Annotated in this window: 5 protein-coding genes; 4 read left to right on the top strand and 1 reads right to left on the bottom strand. The window is 69.6% G+C overall.

Annotated features, from left to right (window positions below):
- Window positions 1-261: hypothetical protein (locus AC31A1_RS47015; RefSeq protein WP_489659196.1), on the bottom strand; the 261-nt coding region annotated here is incomplete at its 3' end.
- Between the two features lie 1,244 nt (window positions 262-1,505).
- Between AC31A1_RS47015 and AC31A1_RS47010 the strand changes: the two genes are divergently transcribed.
- From AC31A1_RS47010 to pfkB, 4 genes are all read left to right on the top strand, one after another.
- On the top strand, window positions 1,506-2,237 hold the full coding sequence (locus AC31A1_RS47010) for a Crp/Fnr family transcriptional regulator (protein ID WP_489659195.1): 732 nt from the start codon (window positions 1,506-1,508) through the stop codon (window positions 2,235-2,237).
- An 80-nt stretch (window positions 2,238-2,317) separates the two neighbouring features.
- Window positions 2,318-2,794 (top strand): hypothetical protein, encoded by a 477-nt coding sequence (locus tag AC31A1_RS47005; protein ID WP_489659194.1) that lies wholly within the window; start codon window positions 2,318-2,320, stop codon window positions 2,792-2,794.
- A gap of 179 nt (window positions 2,795-2,973) precedes the next feature.
- Window positions 2,974-3,735 (top strand): DeoR/GlpR family DNA-binding transcription regulator, encoded by a 762-nt coding sequence (locus tag AC31A1_RS47000; protein ID WP_393752194.1) that lies wholly within the window; start codon window positions 2,974-2,976, stop codon window positions 3,733-3,735.
- Window positions 3,732-4,679, top strand: coding sequence for a 1-phosphofructokinase (pfkB, locus tag AC31A1_RS46995; RefSeq protein ID WP_489659193.1), 948 nt, complete (start codon window positions 3,732-3,734; stop codon window positions 4,677-4,679). Before AC31A1_RS47000 ends, pfkB begins: the two co-directional genes overlap by 4 nt.
- The last annotated feature ends 74 nt before the right edge of the window (window positions 4,680-4,753 follow it).

The following is a 4,753-nucleotide window of genomic DNA, read 5'->3' as shown; positions in this document are numbered from 1 at the left end:
GAACGGGGCGGCCGCGGAGATGCCGACGCTTGCAGACAAGTCGGCTGTGTCGAGCGGGAGTTGACGCCGCCCACCGCCACACGAGATGTCGTACGACAGCGCCCCGCCCCGAGGTAGTACGGGGGCGGGGCGCTCGACGCGAAACGCCGGATGATGGCGTACGCCGGTGCGCAGGGGGAGGCGTACGCGGGGCGGTTCGACGGCGCACTCCGGGGTGATCGCCGCACTACGTACCTGAATGATCGGTTCTGTGGGGAACACGCCGACTTCGGGTGTCTCGTGCGCTCAACTGACCTGCGTCGCAAGAAAACTGACAGGGTGTGAGTTGTTGGTGTGACGGGCGGGCCGGGGGCGCGTGCCGGAGGTGTCGGCGCGGAGTCGGGTGTGGTGGTCTTATTCGTTTGTCGACCTTTACGATGTGCGGCGGCGAACCGTTGATTTCCGTTCAGGATTCCGCCCGTCCGCTGGGATCGCCGCATTTTCTGTCGGCTCGGATTGCCCCTCGAAAAGAAATCGCTGCGGCGGTGATCGGTTAATCGAGCGGGTCGGAGTGGCGTGCTCCACATGTTTTGCGGGGCGTGCCTCTGTTTGGTGAGGCTGTCGGCCTGGCGGGCTCGGGGTGGCCGAATCTGTTTACTCTTGATCGATGGCAATCATTTGATAACGCTGTCATGTCCCCGCGCGGGGCGGGAGGGTCTTGCTCTCGCGCGGAAAAAAGGGGCAAAAAGCGCGGCCGGTCGGGGTGTTCCGACGGCGTGTGCGGGGAGGTGTGCTGTCGGTGACATTCCCCGCGGGAGGGGTTTTCGCCCGGTCATCCGCCGCCGGGGGCTCGAAGTTGCCGGCCGGGGAGTGACCCAAACGGCGTCCGTGGTGTTTACTGGGCACCGGTCTGATCCTTGGTGGGTCCGGACCATTTCGGGAGGTCCTGGGGGTGGTGCCCCGGGGCCTCCTGTTTTTGCCGCCGGTTTGCGCGGGTGTCATATGTCGGCCACCTGTGAAGAGCCTTCTCGCGCCCCCGGAAAGGGTGCCGATAACCGAGGTGGATGCGATCGGTAATTCGGTGAAGGGTAATATCCTTCCCCTTCGAATTGCCCGTGATCTTCTGTAATAAATCCCCACGGTCAGGGGTTCCTGGCAAGATCCACATTCCCCGCGGGCGTCATCGAAAACACGACTGGCTCTTCACTCCTGGCGAGGGGTACCGTCTATCCCGCGTCACTGTTTCCCACCGCTTCAACCCGCCGGGCCCACACCAGCCGGGCGGTGCCGCACCTCCCGGAATGTTCCGGACCCACCACCCGGAGCCTCGCTGACCAGCGGGGCTCCCACGCGCAGACACTACGAGGATCGGACTCGATGCGTACCGTCAACGACGACGGCGTATTCCCGCCGTCGTGCCGCGACCTCCGCGGCCCCCTACCCGTGACACACCGTCACCTTCGTGCACTTCAGGGCGCGTACGCCGGTACACGCGCCATCACGGCCGTCGGCACGGGGGAGTGAGCGTGCCCTCGACAGCCCCCGCCAACCGGCCGACCGACCTTCTCCTGGGCCACGAGAAAAAGCCCGAGGGAAGCTTCCTGTGGCGTCTGTCGGCCGAGGACTGGCGCTTTCTGCTCCAGGACGACCTGCGGGGCCGCAGTTTCGGCCAGGACGAGCACCTGCCGCTGGGTCCGGACGACCGGAACGTGTACATGATCTGGGACGGTGTCGTACGACAGGACCGCTTCCCGCTCGGCGACTGGGCCGGCGCCCCCACCGTCACACGGTTCAGGGGCGGCGGCCAACTGGTCGGCGAGGCCAAGCTCATCACGCTCGACTCCGCCGTCCGCACCAGGTGCCTGACCAGGACCGTGGTCATCCCCTGCCGCGCGCACCGCTTCAACATCCTGCTGAACCGCAGGACCGACGCCAAGATCGCGCTTCTGCGCAGTCTTGAGGACCGCAACCGCAGCGACGAACTCGTCTACACCCTCACCACCCTGCCGCCCCTGGAGCGCACCGGCGGACTCCTGGCGCATCTCGCCGACACGGTGGGCTCCCGCGACCCCCGGACGGGCTCCGTCACCATCACCGGCCCGGGCCAGAAGGACATCGCGGCCGCTCTTCAACTCGCCGTCTCCACCACGGAGAACGCGCTCCGGACCCTGCGCTACTCGGGGGTCATCGAAGCCCGGTACCGCCAGTTCGTCGTGCACGACGTCGACGCGCTGCGTCACCTCGACGCCGGGATCTGACGCCGCCCGGTCCGTCGGACCCCCGTCCCGCCACACCGTTCCCCTCCCCGCTCGCGCTCCATCCCCGAACGGATCACCGCATGATGACCAGCACCTTCCTGGTGCCCACCGCCACCGCCATGCTCGGGGCCCTGACGTACCGGCACCACAGGCAGGTCTTCGCCTGGACGCGGAAGATGCGCCGCAAGGACGAGACGAACACCGAGTACGACAAGCCCTCCGCGTGGCTCGCCGACCTCTACAAGGCCCAGTGCCGCCTGGCCCAGAAGCCCTGCCGGGCCGAGGGCTTCGAGGAGATCTCCCAGATCGGCACCATGATCAGGGGGATCGCCGACCACATGGAGGCCATCCGCCCCGAGCTCACGAAGGTCGTCGAGCACGTCACCAAATACGTCGCCACCGATCTCCCCGAGCCGGGCCCGGCGGCCGTAGGCGTCAGTGTCGTGGAACACCGCGCCCTGCTCGTCAAGGCGATGCGCCAGGAGGCCGCCCGCGACGAACTGGAGCACGCCATCCTCGCGGCCGAGCAGCGGATCAAGGACCTGCTGCACGGCTGACGCCACGTCTGACCGCGCACCGCAGCCACTCCCCGAAAATGACAGGCAAGGCGTCCCCCCAAAAGATCCCTCTGCCCGTTCATGTCCACCTCGTGCCCGAACCTGTTTACTTTCCGGAAATCCGGGCGTAGCCTCCGAGCGAAACCACAAGTTCGGGCAAAGGTCGGAGGCGAACGGACATGTACGCACCGGAGCGGCAGCAGGAGATCCTCCGGCTGGCCCGTGACGGCGGCCGGGTGGACGTGGTGTCGCTGGCCGAGGAGTTCCAGGTCACGGCGGAGACGATCCGCCGGGACCTGAAGGCCCTCGACCGCGCGGGACTCGTCCGCCGGGTGCACGGCGGTGCCATACCCGCCGGGCGGCTGGACTTCGAGCCGGATCTCGCCGAGCGCGAGTCGACGGCGGCCGACGAGAAGGACCGGATCGCCAAGGCGGCCCTCGCCGAGCTGCCGATGCAGGGCACGGTGATCCTCGACGCCGGTACGACGATCGCCCGCCTCGCGGGCATCATCCCGCTGGAGGCCGAGCTCACCGTCGTCACGCACTCCCTGCCCATCGCGGCCCGCCTCGCGGACCACCCGGGCATGCAGCTCCACCTCGTCGGGGGACGCGTGCGGCACCGTACGCGCGCCGCCGTGGACGCCTGGGCGCTGCGGGCGTACGGCGAGATCCGGGCCGACGTCGTGTTCGTCGCGGCCAACGGCTTCTCCGCCGGGCACGGGCTGACCACCCCCGACCTCGCCGAGGCCGCCGTCAAGCGCGCGGCGATGACCGCCGCCCGCCGCGTGGTGCTGCTCGCCGACTCCGCCAAGCACGGCCAGGAGCACTTCGCCCGCTTCGGCGCCCTGAGCGACGTGGACCTGCTGATCACCGACAGCGGGCTGAGCCCAGAAGACGCCACCGCCATGGAGCGCGGCGGCATGGAAGTAGTGCGCGCATGATCCTCACGGTCACCCCGAACCCGTCCCTCGACCGTACCTACGAGGTCCCCTCGCTGGACCGCGGCGAGGTCATACGGGCCACCGGCGAGCGCATGGACCCGGGCGGCAAGGGCGTCAACGTCTCCCGCGCGGTCGCCGCGGCGGGCCGCCGTACGGTAGCCGTCCTGCCGCTGGGCGGAGCTCCGGGCGCGCTGGTCGCGGACCTGCTCGACGCGCAGGGGATCGAGGTCGCGCCGGTCCCGGTCGCCGGGGCCACCCGGTCGAACATCGCCCTCGCCGAGGCGGACGGTGTCCTCACGAAGATCAACGCCCCCGGCCCCGAACTGACCGCCGCCGAACAGGAGTTGCTCCTGGAGACGGTTCGCCGGCAGTCGAGTGGCGCCGACTGGATCGCCTGCTGCGGCAGTCTCCCGCGCGGCCTCGCGCCGTCCTGGTACGCCGAGTTGGTCGCCCGCGCGCACGCCGTCGGCGTCCGTATCGCCCTCGACACCTCCGGCCCCGCGCTCATCGAGGCCCTGCGCGAACGCCCGGACGTGGTGAAGCCCAACGCCGAGGAACTCGCGGAGGCCGTCTCCCGCCCCCTCGCCACCGTCGGCGACGCGGTCAAAGCGGCCGAAGAACTACGGGAGTTGGGCGCGGGTGCCGTCCTCGCCAGCCTCGGCGCGGACGGGCAGCTGCTCGTGGACGGCTCCGGCGCCTGGTACGGCAGCGCGCGCGTCGACGTCGTACGCAGCAATGTCGGTGCGGGGGACTCCTCGCTGGCCGGTTTCCTGATCGCCGGCGGCCACGGCCCGGAGGCCCTGGCCTCGGCGGTCGCCCACGGCGCGGCCGCCGTCCAGCTCCCCGGCAGCGTGATGCCCACCCCGGCCGACCTGGACCCGGCCGCGGTGACGGTCACGGCGGACGTCCCGATGGACCGCGTCCTGACGGAGCCGGTGACATGAGTGCGCCCATGGTCACTACGACCGCTCACCCCCGCTCCCTGTTAACTGCCGCCCCTTCCGGCAGTCCCTCAGTA

Source organism: Streptomyces sp. P5F9, assembly GCF_057961495.1.
The sequence above is the reverse complement of the archived record's forward strand: the minus strand, read 5'-3'. Positions and strand labels throughout refer to the sequence as shown.

Excerpts from the sequence above, each read along its gene's own strand:
- AC31A1_RS47005 (WP_489659194.1), top strand. The coding sequence starts at position 2,318 with ATGATGACCAGCACCTTCCTGGTGCCCACCGCCACCGCCATGCTCGGG.
- AC31A1_RS47000 (WP_393752194.1), top strand. The coding sequence starts at position 2,974 with ATGTACGCACCGGAGCGGCAGCAGGAGATCCTCCGGCTGGCCCGTGAC.
- pfkB (WP_489659193.1), top strand. The coding sequence starts at position 3,732 with ATGATCCTCACGGTCACCCCGAACCCGTCCCTCGACCGTACCTACGAG.